This window comes from Bacillus altitudinis (assembly GCF_001191605.1).
GTDB classification, from domain to species: Bacteria; Bacillota; Bacilli; order Bacillales; family Bacillaceae; genus Bacillus; species Bacillus altitudinis.
Window position 1 is genome coordinate 3,243,773 of record NZ_CP009108.1, and the last position, 15,654, is coordinate 3,259,426.

General features: G+C 41.0%; 21 protein-coding genes. 3 read left to right on the plus strand and 18 right to left on the minus strand.

Annotation, left to right across the window (positions count from 1 at the left end):
- Positions 1-3: 3 nt before the first annotated feature.
- From ID12_RS16365 to ID12_RS16375, 3 genes are all read right to left on the minus strand, one after another.
- Positions 4-2,331, minus strand: coding sequence for a DNA internalization-related competence protein ComEC/Rec2 (locus ID12_RS16365; protein WP_050827434.1), 2,328 nt, complete (start codon positions 2,329-2,331; stop codon positions 4-6).
- On the minus strand, positions 2,324-2,893 hold the full coding sequence (locus ID12_RS16370) for a ComE operon protein 2 (protein ID WP_050827436.1): 570 nt from the start codon (positions 2,891-2,893) through the stop codon (positions 2,324-2,326). The genes ID12_RS16365 and ID12_RS16370 overlap by 8 nt, the downstream gene beginning before the upstream one ends.
- Positions 2,894-2,958: 65 nt before the next feature.
- Positions 2,959-3,588: a ComEA family DNA-binding protein gene (locus tag ID12_RS16375; RefSeq protein WP_050827438.1), complete on the minus strand. Its 630-nt coding sequence runs from the start codon at positions 3,586-3,588 to the stop codon at positions 2,959-2,961.
- Between the two features lie 90 nt (positions 3,589-3,678).
- On the opposite strand from ID12_RS16375, the gene comER reads away from it, so the two are divergent.
- The gene (gene comER / locus ID12_RS16380) at positions 3,679-4,527 is read left to right on the plus strand and encodes a late competence protein ComER (protein WP_050827440.1); all 849 of its coding nucleotides are present in this window, start codon (positions 3,679-3,681) and stop codon (positions 4,525-4,527) included.
- 48 nt (positions 4,528-4,575) lie between these two features.
- On the opposite strand, the gene ID12_RS16385 is transcribed toward comER, so the two are convergent.
- The 8 genes from ID12_RS16385 to ID12_RS16420 are packed head-to-tail and all read right to left on the minus strand — an operon-like array spanning position 4,576 to position 9,593.
- A complete protein-coding gene (locus tag ID12_RS16385; protein WP_050827442.1) occupies positions 4,576-5,319 on the minus strand; it encodes a class I SAM-dependent DNA methyltransferase in 744 nt (247 codons plus the stop codon).
- Positions 5,316-5,672, minus strand: a complete 357-nt coding sequence (gene rsfS, locus ID12_RS16390) for a ribosome silencing factor (protein ID WP_008342502.1) — start codon at positions 5,670-5,672, stop codon at positions 5,316-5,318. The genes ID12_RS16385 and rsfS overlap by 4 nt, the downstream gene beginning before the upstream one ends.
- A gap of 12 nt (positions 5,673-5,684) precedes the next feature.
- Positions 5,685-6,248 carry a bis(5'-nucleosyl)-tetraphosphatase (symmetrical) YqeK gene (gene yqeK / locus ID12_RS16395; RefSeq protein ID WP_050827444.1) on the minus strand — a complete coding sequence of 188 codons (564 nt, stop codon included), beginning with the start codon at positions 6,246-6,248 and terminating at the stop codon, positions 5,685-5,687.
- Positions 6,238-6,807 (minus strand): nicotinate-nucleotide adenylyltransferase, encoded by a 570-nt coding sequence (locus tag ID12_RS16400; RefSeq protein WP_050827446.1) that lies wholly within the window; start codon positions 6,805-6,807, stop codon positions 6,238-6,240. The genes yqeK and ID12_RS16400 overlap by 11 nt, the downstream gene beginning before the upstream one ends.
- Before the next feature lie 13 nt (positions 6,808-6,820).
- Positions 6,821-7,111, minus strand: a complete 291-nt coding sequence (gene yhbY / locus ID12_RS16405) for a ribosome assembly RNA-binding protein YhbY (protein ID WP_008342507.1) — start codon at positions 7,109-7,111, stop codon at positions 6,821-6,823.
- Positions 7,105-7,947, minus strand: a complete 843-nt coding sequence (gene aroE, locus ID12_RS16410; protein ID WP_050827448.1) for a shikimate dehydrogenase — start codon at positions 7,945-7,947, stop codon at positions 7,105-7,107. Before aroE ends, yhbY begins: the two co-directional genes overlap by 7 nt.
- Positions 7,948-7,968: 21 nt before the next feature.
- Positions 7,969-9,069, minus strand: a complete 1,101-nt coding sequence (yqeH, locus tag ID12_RS16415) for a ribosome biogenesis GTPase YqeH (RefSeq protein WP_007501357.1) — start codon at positions 9,067-9,069, stop codon at positions 7,969-7,971.
- A gap of 2 nt (positions 9,070-9,071) precedes the next feature.
- Positions 9,072-9,593, minus strand: coding sequence for a YqeG family HAD IIIA-type phosphatase (locus ID12_RS16420; RefSeq protein ID WP_008356191.1), 522 nt, complete (start codon positions 9,591-9,593; stop codon positions 9,072-9,074).
- 362 nt (positions 9,594-9,955) lie between these two features.
- Here ID12_RS16420 and ID12_RS16425 point away from each other — a divergent pair, with 362 nt between their 5' ends.
- The gene (locus tag ID12_RS16425; RefSeq protein ID WP_003217327.1) at positions 9,956-10,096 is read left to right on the plus strand and encodes a sporulation histidine kinase inhibitor Sda; all 141 of its coding nucleotides are present in this window, start codon (positions 9,956-9,958) and stop codon (positions 10,094-10,096) included.
- A gap of 135 nt (positions 10,097-10,231) precedes the next feature.
- On the opposite strand, the gene ID12_RS19400 is transcribed toward ID12_RS16425, so the two are convergent.
- The 4 genes from ID12_RS19400 to ID12_RS16440 all read right to left on the minus strand — a co-directional run bounded on the left by ID12_RS19400 (position 10,232) and on the right by ID12_RS16440 (position 13,288).
- Positions 10,232-10,381: a hypothetical protein gene (locus ID12_RS19400; protein ID WP_003217499.1), complete on the minus strand. Its 150-nt coding sequence runs from the start codon at positions 10,379-10,381 to the stop codon at positions 10,232-10,234.
- Positions 10,382-10,459: 78 nt separating this feature from the next.
- On the minus strand, positions 10,460-11,188 hold the full coding sequence (locus ID12_RS16430; RefSeq protein ID WP_169476094.1) for an SGNH/GDSL hydrolase family protein: 729 nt from the start codon (positions 11,186-11,188) through the stop codon (positions 10,460-10,462).
- Between the two features lie 71 nt (positions 11,189-11,259).
- Positions 11,260-12,000: a polysaccharide deacetylase family protein gene (locus ID12_RS16435; protein WP_024718802.1), complete on the minus strand. Its 741-nt coding sequence runs from the start codon at positions 11,998-12,000 to the stop codon at positions 11,260-11,262.
- A 166-nt stretch (positions 12,001-12,166) separates the two neighbouring features.
- Positions 12,167-13,288 (minus strand): response regulator aspartate phosphatase, encoded by a 1,122-nt coding sequence (locus ID12_RS16440; protein ID WP_007501361.1) that lies wholly within the window; start codon positions 13,286-13,288, stop codon positions 12,167-12,169.
- 231 nt (positions 13,289-13,519) lie between these two features.
- Between ID12_RS16440 and sigK the strand changes: the two genes are divergently transcribed.
- Positions 13,520-14,248: an RNA polymerase sporulation sigma factor SigK gene (sigK, locus tag ID12_RS16445; RefSeq protein ID WP_058014952.1), complete on the plus strand. Its 729-nt coding sequence runs from the start codon at positions 13,520-13,522 to the stop codon at positions 14,246-14,248.
- 150 nt (positions 14,249-14,398) lie between these two features.
- Here the strand turns inward: sigK and ID12_RS16450 are convergent, their stop codons facing one another.
- The 3 genes from ID12_RS16450 to ID12_RS16460 are packed head-to-tail and all read right to left on the minus strand — an operon-like array spanning position 14,399 to position 15,585.
- A complete protein-coding gene (locus ID12_RS16450) occupies positions 14,399-14,680 on the minus strand; it encodes a DUF3986 family protein (protein WP_048003093.1) in 282 nt (93 codons plus the stop codon).
- A 45-nt stretch (positions 14,681-14,725) separates the two neighbouring features.
- Entirely contained in the window at positions 14,726-15,136 is a 411-nt protein-coding gene (locus tag ID12_RS16455) for an Imm1 family immunity protein (protein WP_050827450.1), read from the minus strand.
- A gap of 20 nt (positions 15,137-15,156) precedes the next feature.
- Positions 15,157-15,585 carry an NUDIX hydrolase gene (locus ID12_RS16460; RefSeq protein ID WP_050827452.1) on the minus strand — a complete coding sequence of 143 codons (429 nt, stop codon included), beginning with the start codon at positions 15,583-15,585 and terminating at the stop codon, positions 15,157-15,159.
- Between the last annotated feature and the right edge of the window lie 69 nt (positions 15,586-15,654).

The window sequence follows — 15,654 nt, forward strand, 5'->3', positions numbered from 1 at the left end:
TTTTTATTGATTTTGTAAGATATCATATGGAGGATGAGCGTAAAATGTTCCATCCTCTTCAAGAAATTCATAGGTCACACTTCCATCAATATCTGTACGATACACCTTTGTTTGATGATCATTTAATTTTTTCAAAACTTCTTGATGAGGATGGTGATACCGATTTCGTTCACCTACTGAAATCAGTGCATATGACGGGTTCAAATGCTGAAGCCATTCTTCACTTGTTGATCCTTTACTCCCGTGATGCCCAACCTTCAAGACATCCGCTCGTAGCTCAGGGTAAGCTTGAATGATGTCTCGTTCCCCTTCTTGTTCAAGATCCCCAGTCAGCATAAAACGCTTTCCGCCAAGCGTAAAGGTGAGGACCAGTGAATCATTATTTTTACTCGTCACCTGGTCACTTGCGGGATGCAGAACGTCAAATTTTTGTCCTCCAATTCTCAGCTGATCCCCTCTTTCTAACTCATCTATAGGAATCCTTTGATCAGCCGCTTCCTTTAAAAGCTGCGCATCCTCTGGATTTCGAGCAAAGCCTTTTGGGATTGCAAGGCGTTTGACTTTATTTCGCTTTATTAACCGCATCGCTTCTCCCATATGATCTTGATCTGCATGGGTAAGGATGAGGACATCAAGTTTTGCTATGCCTTTAGAATGCAGAAATGGAATAAGCGTTTGATCCCCAATTGTAGATACTTTACGTCTTTTTTTCCATGGCTCTTCTTCAAAAGAAAGTCTGCCTCCTGTATCGACTAATATATGCCCGGTTCGATAAGGTAGCTGAATAAACAAACTATCCCTTTGTCCTACATCTAACATCGTGACCTCTCCTTTTTGAAGAAAATTCGGCGTGAAATAGTGTACAGACAGCACACAAACGAGAATCAAAATCGGCACAAGATAAGATTTGATAGAAGTTTTACATTCCATCACAATGAATAGAAAAACAATGGAGGAAACCTCTAGGAGCACATGCCACCATGTCGATTTCATAAAAATGAGAGTAAGACTATCGTAAGCAGCCATGTGTGCAGACAATTGATGACTAAACTGGATCACCCAATCAAGCAGCTGAAACAGTGTTTGTCCAAGCGGAAGATAAATGATAGATAAAAGAAAAAAGAATAAGGACAGAGGCATGACAACCATTGTATAAAAAGGAACAAACATCATATTTAAAGGAACACTCAGCAAGGAAAATTGCTGAAAATAATATAAAAGAACAGGAAGCGAAGCAAGCTGTGCAATCAAGGAAATGAGGAATAACTGCATTACCGAACTTTTTGCTTTTGATAAAATACTAGTGGATAGCAAAATAAATAATGTCACTACAAATGACAGCTGAAAACCGACATCAAATATATAAAGTGGTTGAATAGCTAATAAAACCAAGAACGCTGCACTTAACACGACCGCAGAAGGCTGTTTCATTTCTTTTGGCAGGCTTGTGATGACTAAATAAATTCCAGCCATGAGACAGGCTCTTAACACAGATGGTGCAGCACCTGTTAAACAAGCATAAACCGGCAAAAAGGATAATAAAAGAATACGCGCTGTCTCTCTTGTCACGCCAGCGCGGAGTAGACACCAAAATAGACAAGCGAGCAATGTTTGAACATGAAGTCCTGAAATGGCTAATAAATGAATGATGCCAAGCATTTGATAATCTCTTAATGTATCAGGGTCTATTAAATCACGATCGCCAAAAATAAGTGCCTGCACAATCCCAACAGAACTCTTCGGAACGTGATCTTCTAGAAATTTCAACCCCTTCTGCCTAATAGATGAAAGGTAATGTGAAGGGCTGTCATGTTTCGTGCAGCTTTTCATAGACTGCGTTAGGAAAATAGCATCAATGCCTTTTGTTTTTAGAAATTGATCATATTGAAAGCCATTCGGTATGGTTGCATGTTTGGGCAACCGCATCTCACCTGTCATATGACAGCTCATACCTGGCCCAACATCTTTTAGCGCTTCTTTTTCACGCTCCGTTTGAATCGTATAAAATGCCGCTAGTCGACGATTCTCTGATGAAACAGTCGCTGAAAAGCGATTGCCATCTATTTTCGGAATCGTTTCAATCACAACCGAATGAGAAAATGATTTTTCTTGTACGGGATGATCCGTTTCAAAAGACTGATGCACCATAAAAATGAGCATATAGATCGTTCCACACAAACTGACCATTAGAAAGAGCTGGGGTGTTTTTTTCAGCAAACTGAAAAGAAGACATACAAGAAGAAAAAGGAGAAAATACAAATGAAGATGATATGCGGCCAGAGCAATTCCAACAGCTGCTGAAATCGCCCCGAACGGCAAATACTTAAACATAGGAAGTAAATAATTGATTCGCCTTTTCATGCATTTGACGAATTTCTGTTTCGCTATGTCCTGATTCACTTAGTTTGCCTATTAAATCCGCAACAAAGGCTAATTTTTCTTGGTTTTTTAAGTCAATAATCATCTCATCTAGTTCAACCTGTTCTGTTTGAACTCCGGCCTGTTCAAATAAATCAACAGCATATGGATGATTTTTATAATCCTTCGCATAATACACTGTTCGAATACCTGCTTGAATAATCGCTTTACAGCACTGCAAGCAAGGAAAATGCGTCACATATATTTCAGCATCAGCCGTTGGTGCACCAAATTTGGCACATTGTAAAATAGCGTTCATCTCCGCATGGATTGTACGAACGCAGTGATGATCTATGACATAGCACCCTACATCTGCACAATGCACGTCGCCGGCAATGGATCCATTATATCCACCTGCGATGATGCGCTTGTCTCTTACGATCGTTGCCCCAACAGCTAGCCGCTCACAGGTGCTTCGCAAAGCAAGCAGATGGCTTTGAGCCATAAAATATTGATTCCATGAAATTCTCTCCACGAGCTGATCCCTCCAGAATGATGTATGGTATTAAGTGTACATGCCTTTCTTCTATACCGTCAATTCTACTTAACCGTCAGTTGATTTTTCAGCCGTTCAATGGTCTTCTCTCCAAAACCCGAAATATTCCGCAAATCTTCAATTTGCTGAAATACTCCATGTTCTTCTCTATACGCAATGATGGCTTCCGCTTTGGCTGGGCCTATTCCGTTAATGGTCTGCAATTCCGCTGCATCAGCTTGATTGACATTCACCCCTTGACTCTGTTCATTTCCCGGCGGCGTATTAGCCGCTGCTGTTTGTCCCTGCTTGTCACCTTCCCCCTTCTTTCGTACATAAATCATCATACTGTCCTCTAATTTTGCTGCTTGATTGATGTCAACTGTATCTGCCTTACTCGTAAAACCACCTGCTCTTTTAATCGCTTCTTCAACTCTGTCCTCAGCCATAAATGCATAAACGCCCGGCTTCCGTACAGCTCCTTTGACCTCTACTACGATGGATGTTGGCTCTTTTTCTGCACTCTCTTGTTTTTCTTCTAATGTGACCCGCGTTTCATGTTGTTCTTTCAATACACTTGGCCCTGTGCCACCTTTCTCTTTTCCTGCTAAAAAGAAGAAACAGATGATGACGAGGATGATGATACCAGCTATCAGATAAAGACTGTATTTTTTCAATGACATGAGCTGCTTCACTTGTTCACGCTTCTTTCAATCATATTTTCACGCTGCTTCACATACTGTTTAGAAGATAACAGATCCTATGCGTCTAAGGAGGGAGAACGTTTGAATATAGGGTTAATCGGTACAGGAAACATGGGTACCATACTTACTGAGGCATTTATTGAATCAAAAGCAGTCAATCCCTCATCCATCACCATTACAAATCGGACCATCGAAAAAGCGTTCAATATAAAAAAGAATCACCCAGAGGTCGAAGTGACGAAACAGCTTTCAGGAGCTGTAACAGATAAAGATTTCATCTTTGTTTGTGTCAAACCACTTGATATTTATCCGCTTTTAAAAGAGCTGAGCCCACTTTTAAAAGAACAGCAAACCATTGTCATCATTACAAGTCCAGTTCATCCTGAACAGCTTCAAGACATTGTTCCTTGTCAAACAGCCAGACTGATCCCAAGCATCACCAACCGCGCATTATCAGGCGCATCACTTTTAACATTTGGTTCATCATGCAATGTCACGACAAAAGCAGCGCTCAGACAACTCGCTTCCCGCATTTCAACACCAATCGAAATTCATCATTCAATCACACGGGCAGCCTCAGATATTGTCAGCTGCGGTCCTGCCTTTATTAGCTTTCTTGTTCAGAAAATGATTGAAGCCGCTGTTCAAGAAACGGATATTTCAAAAGAAGAAGCCACCACCTTATCAGAAGATATGCTTGTAGGACTTGGCCGTTTGATTGAAAAAAGGGTGTATACCCTGCCTACACTGCAAGAGAAGGTGTGTGTAAAAGGCGGCGTCACCGGCGAGGGCATTAAAGCACTTGAAGCAGGTGTTCAAGATATGTTCCATCAGCTTTTCCAGAACACTCATGACAAGTTCGATGAGGATGTAGAAGCGGTTGCGCATCAATACCCACCGAGTGTGTTTACTGATGATCTCAGAAATTAAACATGTTCGCAACAAGCGAAAAAAGGGTTTTAAAAAAACCATCGTCCATTAAACGATGGTTTTTGGTTTCTTCGCTGAAATAAAATATCTTTCTGCACATTCTTGAGGTGCTTCATTTGTAAAATCAGCGGTCACTTCAATCTGTTCAAAGCCAGCGGACTCAAGGAACGCTGCATATGTCTCAAAAGGAAATGTACGCTGTTCGTGCGTTTCATCATAACGCTCATACACGTCTCCGTCCTTTACAAAAAAGCTTAAATCATGAATGACCGAAAAAGGATGATCTCCTTGATCACTCTGCCAAATATAGCTGATCTCTTCATCTTGATCGGCATAAGTAGAGCCAGGAAATACCTCTTCCATTTTATAAGGGGTATGAACATCAAACAATAAAACCCCACCTGCCTCTAAAAGCTGAAACATGTTTTTAAAGGTTTTTTTGACGTCATTTTCGTTTTTTAGATAATTCAAAGAATCACAGCAAATAACCGCTGCTTGAAAAGTTTGTTCAAACCCCTCAAGCTCTCTCATATCTTGATGTAAAAATTGAATAGACTGCTTATGAGCCTGTGCTTTTTGCTGCGCAAATGCCAGCATCTCTTCACTTAGGTCAATTCCTGTGACCATGTGGCCTTTTGCAGCTAACCGAAGAGAGATCTCTCCAGTTCCACAACCTACATCGATAATCGCACTATTTGGCTTGATATACCGCTGTATCCACTGAACCCATTCATCATAAGGGGCATGTGTCATGAGCTCATCATACACACCTGCAAATCCTTGATAAATCATGAGTTAATGCCAAGCGAAAGCGTTTCTCTCGGCGCATCTCCCCAAAGCTTCTCTAAGTTATAGTATCCTCTTTCCTCTTTGTGGAACACATGAGCAATGACATCTCCTAAATCAATCAATACCCATCTTGCTTCGTCAAAGCCTTCCATCTTTTTAACTTCGATGCCGCCTTCTTCTGCAAGGTGTTTCACTTCTCTTGCAATGGCCTGTACTTGTTTGTCAGAATTCCCGTGACAAATGAGAAAATAATCTGCAACAAGTGAGATCCCTTGCATATTCAGGGCAATAATGTCCTCTGCCCGTTTATCATCGCACGCTCCTGCTGCGATGTTTAAAATTGATGATGCATCCATCAAAATTCCTCCTTAGTTGTTCTTTTGCACAAGTGAGTTATAAGTAGCAAGTGTATCAGGGAAAACTGGATGATTCTTTTTCATTAAAAAGCTGACGGTGTTTTTTAAAGATTGAATCAAGGCAAGGTCCAAATCCTGCTCTGCTAACTCTCTTACTTCCTCTACACCAGGAAAATGGCGTCCTGGCTCTATATAGTCGGCGACATAAATAACTTTTTCAAGCAATGTCATGTTCGGTCTGCCGGACGTATGGAATTCAATGGCTGTTAAAATATCTTGGTCGTCAATTCCAACTTCTTTTTTGACCAAATAGGCACCAACTGGGGCATGCCAAAGCTCAGGTGAATATTTAAGCAATAGAGGGTTCATCTGTTCTTGCTGGATGATGCCCTTCATTTCTTCTTTCGGTCTAAATTTAGCATAATCGTGGAAAATAGCCGCGACCTCTGCTTTTTTCACATCTGCACCAAAACGTTCAGCTAATGAAATGGCCGTCTCCATTACCCCAATTGTATGTGTATATCTATGCTCTGTTAACTGCTGTTTGACACAGTTTAAAGCTTCTTCACGATTCATATAAATGATGCTCCTTTATATAACACTCAACCGCTTTCGGAATCAAATAATCAACAGGTTTCCCCTGCTTCATTCGCTGCCTAATCAATGTCGATGATACATCAAAAGCCGGAACATCTGCAAACAAAAGAGGATACGCCGTATTTCCTTCATAACCTGGTCTTTTCATCCCAATAAAGGTGATCATCTGAAGCAAATCATCGATTCTGTGCCATTTTGGCAAATACTCGACCATGTCCGCTCCAATCATAAAAAAGAACTCATCTTCAGGATGGCGCTTCTTTAACAGCTCAACCGTATCTACTGTATAAGATGGGCCCTCCCGCTCCATTTCAATAAGCTCAACTCGAAAATGAGGATTTGTCTGAATCGCTTTTTCCACCATTTTTACGCGGTGATGACTCTCTGCTCGTTTTCGGCCCGTTTTATGAGGGGGCTTGTGATTTGGGATAAACCAAATTTCATCAAGCCCTACTTGGAAACGCACCTCACTTGCCATCAGCAAATGCCCATTATGCGGGGGATCAAACGTACCGCCGAACAATCCTATTTTTTTCATATCATATCCACCTTTACGGCAGCTTAATTTGTTTATTTTCCTTTGATTCCTTATAAAGGACAATCACATTTCCGATCGTTTGAACGAGTTCAGCTTTTGCACCTTTTACAAGTGCTTTTGCAACCTCTGTTTTGTCCTCGTCGCAGTTTTGCAATACGCTGACTTTCAAAAGTTCTCTTGCTTCAAGCGCCTCGGAAATTTGCTTGACCATATTGTCATTTACCCCGCCTTTTCCAACTTGAAAAATAGGTGATAAATGATGTGCTTGCGCACGTAAAAAACGTTTTTGCTTACCTTTTAACATGGTGTTCCTCCTAATTTCTCTATGACAATTGACTTCATTTTTCGGGCGTCAGGTGTAATGCCCGTCCATAGTTCAAAGGCTCTTACCGCCTGACCAACAAACATGCCGACGCCATCGACTGTTTTCAAACCTAACCCGGCTGCTTCACTTAGCAGCTTTGTTTCTATTGGATTATACACAATATCACAAACGACCGCTGTTTTTTTTGCGTTCGCTAAAGAAATTGGGGTTTCTTCAACATTCGGATACATACCAATCGAGGTCGTATGGATGATGACATCATATTCCCCAAGCCGCTCTTCTGCTGTATTTAATGCAATGGCATGAGATGTGATTTTCCCATCGGCACTTTCAATTAAAGCCTCAGCTTTTTCAATGGTGCGGTTGGCGATATCAAATTGTTTCGGTGCATACTCAGCAATTGTCGTGTAAATCGCTCTTGCTGCTCCACCAGCACCAAGCAGGAGAAATGACAGCTCTGATAACGGCTGATCCAACGCTTCAAGCAATGAATGAAGAAAGCCTTCTCCATCTGTATTGTACCCAACGAGCTGATCTCCTTCGAGCCGCACCGTATTGACGGCACCAAGGCGTTCAGCTGTCACATCAATTTTGTCGAGGTACTTCATGATTTCTACCTTGTGCGGAACAGTGACGTTAATGCCGCTGATTCCTAACGCTTTCATGCCGCTAATCGCATCTTTCAGGTCATCATTTTCTACTTGAAAGCCATGATAATGTCCATCAATTCCAGCATCCTTTAATGCTGCATTATGAATATCTGGAGACATTGAATGGCCAACAGGGTTACCGATTACTCCGTATAAAGGTTTCAAGGTCTCTCCCCCTCTGAACATTTAAATTAACGAACGTCTCATAAACACGTGCACGCCTTTTGGCGCATACACTTTGATTTGTTTCCCAGCATCATTTGCAGTCACCCAGCCTAATCCTGAAAAGACAATGTCCATTTTTGGCTGATCGATGGTGAAAGTGTGCGGAACGAGCGGCGGGAAATCTTCCATTCCCTCTTTTGATGGCGGTGAAAGCAGTTCACCTGCATGCTTTTCATATAAGTCATCTGCATTCTCCATCTTCGTCCTATGAATGTTGAGTTCATTTGGCATGTAGCAAACAAAGGATGTTCTGCCGCCTTTTACATAATCAAATCGAGCCAGTCCGCCAAAGTAAAGCGTTTGAGCTTCATTTAACTGGAACGTTCTCGGTTTCAATTCTTTTTTCGGCGTTAAAATCTTTAAGTCATTTTTGCCGACATAGTGCGCCATTTGATGGCGGTTGATGATCCCCGGTGTATCGAATAAAGCAGACCCGTCATCAAGCGGGATTTCAATCGCATCAAGTGTTGTCCCTGGGTATTGGGATGTGGTGATCACATTCTCTTCTCCAGACACCTCTTTGATAATGCGGTTAATAAATGTTGATTTCCCAACATTTGTACAGCCGACAACATAGACATTTCTACCCTCACGGTAATGATCAATTGCCTCCATGACCTCAGGCACACCTTGTCCTCTGCTCGCACTGATTAAAAACACATCGATCGGATTGAGCCCATTTTCTTTTGCTTCCCGCTTCATCCATTGAACAAGACGGTCTTTTTTCACGGATTTCGGTAAAATATCTACCTTGTTGCCGACAAGTAAAATGGGATTACCACCAACAATACGGCTCAGTCCATTAATCCAGCTTCCGTTAAAGTCAAAAATATCAACGACCTTGACGATCAGAGAATCAGTCTCGCCAATGCTGTGTAAAATATTTAAAAAGTCGTCTTCTGTTAAAGATACATCCTGAATTTCATTGTAGTTCTTTAACCTAAAACAGCGCTGACAGATCACATCTTCTTTCAATAGAGATGCTGCCGGCGCATATCCTAATTGATCTTTATCTTCCGTCTGAATGGCTACACCGCAGCCAATACAAACAACCTTTTCCATTATTACTCTTCCTCCCACTGAATGTGGCCCTTACGCTTTAAGGCTCCTAAAATTCTGCGTTCAATCTGCCTGTTAAACTTCGTGAAAAATCCGTCCGATGCCGCAACAGGTACAACCAAAATGGTATGGAAGCCATGCCTGTTTCCGCCAAGCACATCTGTCATAAGCTGATCGCCAATGACAACCACATCTTCTTTCTTCAATTGCATATCAGCGACGGCCTTATTAAAGGCTCTTCCCATCGGTTTTCTCGCTTTATAAATAAACGGGATATGAACCGGCTCAGAAAAAAGCTTGACCCTTTTTTCATTATTGTTCGATACAATCGTCACCTGTATCCCGTGATCTTTCATCTCTTGAAACCATTCAATTAAACGCGGGGTCGCACTTGGACGATCCCATTCTACTAGTGTGTTATCTAAATCTGTAATAATTCCTTTTACATTTCGTTCTTTTAGTTTTTGCGGTGAAATGTGGAAAATACTTTTCACAAATTCATCCGGTAAGAAATACTTCTTTAGCACAATTTGCACCCTTTCTTCCATTGGTTTTTCAGCGATTGTGTCGAATCAAATCACAATTTGTCTGTCTATCGAATACAACGAAAAAGTTTTCGACATATGATGAGGACCTTCAACAGGTGTGGATAATTTTACACACATTATCCACCTATATTTCATCACGCTTTCATTCAATTATAAACACTCTACCCACAAGTTATCCACTTAACCATGTGGATAACAGAACGATTGTTCTTGTTTCCCATTCATGGTAGATTAAAGGTACTTCAAAGACATTCGATCAACCTATGATGATATGTCTTTTCCTCAAGTTTTATGCCAACTTTTTCAGGGGAGGTGTTTTTCCCATCATATGGGTTTCTAGTATGAAAAAGCTGTCAGATGATTTACTTATAGAATCGTATTATAAAGCAAATGAAATGAACTTAAATCGCGACTTCATTGAATTAATTGAGACAGAAATGAAAAGACGTTCGCTCGGGCATATGCTCTCTGTTTCCTCTTAATTCCATATATCCAGGAACCATGCCTCCCGAGCACTCTCCTTTTTAAACTCAGGTGACTGATATTATATCACTTGCGCTATAGGCTTACTACTATTTTCCGTAAAAAACACCCCTTCTGATCAAAGAAGAGGTGTCTTATTTGCAAGGCTGTTCATTCCAAAACCATAACCCTCCACCTACGACCAAAATGACGACAAGGAACACAACAAGAAAAGCGTAACCGATTCCTGCTCCTTGAGCTGGATAAGGCGAACACGCAGGGTAAGGATAAGGACATCCCCACATATCAGTTACCTCCTTCTAGGAAGATATACTGTTAGACTATGCGAGATGGATCGTCTTGTTTAGGCAGATGGCCTGCTTTTAAAAATGTTTAATGACATCACGCTCTTTGATTTCGTTATAAATGATTCTTGCCCCTTTTGGTGTCATATGATTGCCAGAAGGGTCAATGAGGCCAGACTGAATCAAGGCGTTGTCACTATCTTCACCCGCTTCTCGGATGAACGCTTTCCAATTGTCGACAAGCGGCACCTGCTGTTTTTCAGCTACTTGTCTTGTGATGTCATTGTATGAGTTTTGCCAAGCTCTCGCCCCGCCTCTCTCAGCAAAATAAGATGACTTATATCTAGAATAATAATACAAGCCCTTTTTGCCTCCTTCCACCACAGGCACGCACGTCATGAGGATCGGGGTAATTCCCTCTTTTCTACTTTCAGAAATGAAGTAGGATAAGTTTTCTTTAAATCGTTTTTTGGTCACACGGGGATGTTTCCCGTCTAGAATCGCCGCATCATTTGTACCGAACATGATGAGGACGTAAGTTGGTTTTTGTTTTAAAATATCCTGCTCAAAGCGCAGCTTCGCATCTTCTGTTGTCTGCCCGCCAATTCCGGCATTCTGTACCTTGATTTGGCCGCGCTCGACGTTTTTCATGAGATTCACCCATTTTTCAGATGTTGGATAATCTCGAAAATCCCAGTTCGATCCTCTTGTGTTACTGTCACCAAATGCAATCACACTTTCCTGAACTGGTTTTGAGCACCCAGCAGCAACACATAACAGGATGAAAAGGAAAACAAATTTCTTCACAACATTCACCTCCAAAAGCCCTCTTCATATAGTAAACGACAAGACTTTTGGTTTCAATGAATGACTGTTTCTTATTGTAATTGAACCGGTAGATAATCTCTGTTATGGTGCACCAGTTCGCTCACTTTCACAAACTCATAGCCTCTTTTCTTTAGTTCAGGTACGACTTGTTTCAGCGCTTCTACTGTCTGTTTACGATTTCCTCCGCCATCATGTAAAAGGATGATATCACCGCCCTGAATATTCTCAATAATACGGCTGGCAATTTTGTGTGCACCTGGCCTAGACCAGTCCTTCGGATCTTGCGTAAAGGACCACATCACGACATCGTATCCTTGCTTTGAAAGAATGCGGAATGACTTCATCGTCAAGCGCCCGCCCGGGGGACGAAATAATAAGGGTCCGCCAGGCTGGAGAGAAGCGATATGAGCCGCTGATTCTTTTAATTCTTGCTTGATTTCTTTCGATGACAAAAGGTCAAAATACGTATGGTTCATCGTGTGATTGCCAAGCTCATTTCCTTCGCTCACAATCCGCTCTGCGAGCAGGGGATATGCATGAATACGGCTTCCGATGACAAAAAAGCTGGCATTCACTTCATGCTCTCTCAGTACATCTAGTATTTGATTTGTGTATACCGGATGAGGCCCATCATCAAAGGTTAACGCAATCTTTTTCCGTTCCTCTCTCATGTCCCAAAAGGCTCGTCCCGTTTTTTCTAGGTCGATTCTTTTTAATGTACGCGCCTCTATGTTACCAGGAACAAAAGCGCATATTACCAATATACATAACAAGATATGCAACCCTTTCATCAGACCGCCTCCACAGAACATCATTACACATTAAATTGCCCGCTTTCTGATGAATTCATTCAAGTTTCGTGATCGTCTACGCTTCTTTTTCACATAAAAAAAGCCGGCCCATCAGGCCCGCTTTTTGTCTCACGTTTGGTTTCTCTCTTCAACTGTCGAACGTTGCTTAGAATTCATACAGACACTCTCCTTCTTGGATTTGATTTTGAGCCCATAGCAATTTTTGATAATACTGGTTGGACTTCTGGTATTGTTGAGAGGTTTCTAAGGCTGTCGCAATTTCTAGTGAGATATCCTCTATATAAGAGTATAGGCTAAGTTTTTCCAAATAATCAATGGTTTTTTGCAGTTGTTCTTCATTGATTTCCTGAACATATAAAGCATCCAGATACTCAAACATATGACAGAACAGCTGGTCTTCATGCTTCTTTGCGGCCAATTTCCCATCCTCTAATATGCGCCTTGCTTCAGTCTGCTCATTTTGTCTAAAAAGCAGCTTGGCCAGTGTATAAAGTGTATGAGGCAGCGTGGGAAGCAGCTCTTTTTTGGCGAGGTCAGCCGATTCGGTTAAATATCGTTCTGCTTCTTCTCGATAACCTAACTCCCCGTAACATTTCCCTAAATTATAGAGTGCTGAGCTATAAATGCGCGGGTGGTCAATTTCAGATGCGAGTTGTTTCGCCTTTTTCAAGTGAGGCAGTGCTCGATCTTTACGTTTTAAATCTTGATAATTTCCCGAGATGACAAAGAGGCACTGAATAATGCGAATGGAATATGCATCATGCTGATCGTATATTTCAAGCGCTTTTAAAATATGGTGCATGGAGACATGCGTTTGTTTCATTATATAGTAGGCTTCTGCTACTTTAAAATGAAACTCAGCCTGCTCAATATCATCAAATACCATAGACAGCTGTTTTTCTGCCATGCGATAATATTTGACGGCCTCCAAATATTCTTTTTGACTAAACTCATGCATGCCACGAAAAAATGCATGGTAATAATGCAGCATATCAGATAACTCATGATTGGAATTTTCGATTTTATCGACAAGGTTAGATACTGAGAAAGGTTGATATTTTGAAGGGTGTATATAGTCGAGCATAATTTGGTGCCGAAAACACATGAGCTGATAATAAATCAGTAAATGCTGGTCCTCTTCCATACGTTCAATTTCCGCTTCTACTTCCGCTTTCAAGATTTCCGCATCTGGAACACTGAACTGCCGTATCATTCGATACCATTCATTAATTTTCATACCGACATGTGAAGAAAGAACCTTCCCCATGTTCCGAAAAAACCCCTTCCTTTTCGGTCTAATATTACATATTTTAGCACGCTTCTAGACCGCCAAGCACCGCAAAGAAACCGCAAACATATGAGAGGTGCAGCAAAAACATACGCACACAAGCACGCTTCTTTCAAATAAGATGATTTTTTCATCGTACAGACACAGACAATCCTTCCTTCACATACATTTGAGGATATAGGCAGCGGCCTAAACATGGTGGAGGTGAAAATCGTGGCAGGAGTATTTACAGCGATGGGATTGATGGTCAAAGAATTGGTGTTTTTAGTGTCCTATGTCAAAAACAATGCCTTTCCACAACCCCTTTCGGGAGATGATGAGAAAAAATACTTAGCCCTCATGGCAGAGGGCGATGAACACGCAAGAAACATGCTGATTGAACATAACCTTCGGCTCGTCGCCCATATTGTCAAGAAATTTGAAAATACCGGGGAAGACGCTGAAGACCTCATCTCCATCGGGACGATCGGACTCATTAAAGCCATCGAAAGCTATTCCTCTGGAAAAGGAACAAAGCTGGCGACATATGCGGCGCGTTGTATTGAGAACGAAATCCTCATGCATTTACGCGCACTCAAAAAAACAAAAAAGGACGTCTCTCTGCATGACCCAATCGGTCAAGATAAAGAAGGAAATGAAATTTCATTAATTGACGTCTTAAAATCAGAAAATGAAGACGTGATTGATACCATTCAGCTCAACATGGAGCTTGAAAAAGTAAAAGAATATATCGACATTCTCGACGGCCGGGAAAAAGAAGTCATCGTCGGCCGGTTCGGTTTGGACTTAAAAAAAGAGAAAACGCAGCGGGAAATAGCCAAGGAGCTCGGGATATCAAGGAGTTATGTATCTCGGATAGAGAAACGCGCGCTGATGAAGATGTTTCATGAGTTTTACCGAGCGGAGAAGGAGAAACGGAAGCGGGAGAAGGGGAAGTGATTTGAAAGATATAAAAAAATCCATTCATTTTGGGTTGATAAAAAAACAGACCACATTAGGTCTGTTTTTTATTTTGACCATTCTTTGTTTCTTATATAAGACTGACCCTTATTAGATTTAAAAATACTCTAAAGGCTAAGAAATATCTGTTCACTCCATTGACTTCAATATCCCGTTTTCTTTTAAAAAACGCTCAAACAACTGATTTCCTTCATCTTCAATTTTGTCATCTTCAATGGAATACTCCCCAATCAACAGCCCTAAATCTTCATATTTTTCATAATGCTTTAAAAGCGTGATCCCATACCATGTATGATCAAAAAATAATAGCCATTTTCCTGTGTCTAAACTCTTAAAAAACATCCCTTCAATATCAACACCCTGTTCATAATAGCCAACATGTAGGTGCATCGTATCGTCTAAACTATGCATTTCATCCCCCTTAACACGTGTCTATCTGGTTCCCTCGTAAAAAATTTATAGATTTTGCTGAAAATTAATCGTCCTCAACTCCACCCATTCAACACTATCAGGTATCGATTTTGTTTTTAGAAAATGTTGAACGATTTCATAAGCTTGATGTCGATCGACGTAGCTGCATGAAGGTACATACAATGGTGCGCCTGCAACGACATGCTTGATCGTTTCTATCTTCTCTACTTTTTTAAAAGGAACCAAAAAATCTGGATATCTCATGAGAAAAAAGCCATAAGGTTTATGATAAAAGAAAACAAGACTTTCCGTTTCCCAATCTTCATCCACTTCAATAGAAGATTCTCCATTCCCTTGTTTCCAATAGTCTTCATCCTTATGGAAGAAGATTTCTTTCATCCATTCTTCTCCCGGATTTTCCACTGGAGCACCGGTTGGTCCATAATACAAAAACATTCCATTCTCTCCTTGTTCATTTATTGATCCCTTGTTCTCTTTCCTTCAAATGTGTAAAATGCACGCGTCTGTTTATTTAATTTTAACATGCTGAATAACTGTGGATTTAATTTTTCAGCATCTTGGTTGCTTACCCATTTTACTTCTTCAATATCATGATCAGGATCTAGAATATTCATCTCTCCCCCGATGATTTCCGCAAAAAACGTAAAAATAAGTGCATGATGCATGTTATCTTGAAAAAGTATTTCTCTAACAGAATGAAGTTCATTTACTTTAATCACATATCCTGTTTCTTCTCTCACCTCACGGATCACAGCTGGCTGCAGATGTTCTCCTTTTTCCACTGCACCACCGGGAAACTCCCAATAACCTTTCACATTTTTCACCATGAGAATATGTTCATCCATGTCATAAATCAAAGCTGACACCACGTCTACTCTCTTCAACTGAATCCTCCTCACCCATTGTCGAAAATATAAAACGAGCTGTTCATATCAATCTTTTCTCATTATACT